This is a genomic window from Acidobacteriota bacterium (assembly GCA_033549365.1).
Taxonomy (GTDB): domain Bacteria; phylum Acidobacteriota; class Aminicenantia; order Aminicenantales; family Saccharicenantaceae; genus JAWSUF01.
The window spans coordinates 1-658 of sequence record JAWSUF010000058.1 but is presented as its reverse complement, the minus strand read 5'-3'; the positions used below and the strand labels follow the sequence as shown (position 1 = coordinate 658).

The 658-nt window shown below is 47.7% G+C and carries 1 rRNA gene; it reads right to left on the bottom strand.

Annotated elements, in window-relative coordinates:
- Positions 1–427, bottom strand: a 23S ribosomal RNA gene (locus SCM96_16025); the annotation flags it as partial.
- Between the last annotated feature and the right edge of the window lie 231 nt (positions 428–658).

Sequence of the window (658 nt, the reverse complement as noted above, 5' to 3'; positions counted from 1 at the left end):
CGTGTCTCGTGGTACTCAGGAACTCCCTAGGGTGAATCAGAATTTCGCATACCGGACTATCACCGTCTCTGGTCGGCCTTTCCATGCCGTTCCGCTATCCATCATCATCCCACGTCGGGGTCCTACAACCCCATACCCTCCGAAGAGAATATGGTTTGGGCTCTTCCGCGTTCGCTCGCCGCTACTGACGGAATCTCAATTGATTTCTTTTCCTGGGGGTACTGAGATGTTTCACTTCCCCCCGTTCGCTTCGTGCAGCTATGTATTCACCACACGATGACAGAGTATGACCTCTGCCGGGTTGCCCCATTCGGAAATCTCCGGGTCAAAGCCTGTTAGCGGCTCTCCGAAGCTTATCGCAGCTTTCCACGTCCTTCATCGCCTCCCAGTGCCAAGGCATCCGCCATCAGCCCTTAGTAGCTTAACCATAAAGCCTTTATAAACTAAGTAAACTAAAGTTCTTAGTACATAAAAATACTAAACGCTCTGTAGTACAACCGGTGTTCGCAAAAACACCAGCGTACAGTTTAGATACCCTGCTATTCAATTGTCAAAGAACAAATTTAACGTCAATCTCTCGCGTTAAAGACTAAAAAACCTGCAAATCTTGAAACACAATATTTACAGGCTTTTCAACCCCTAACAACAACCCACTCAC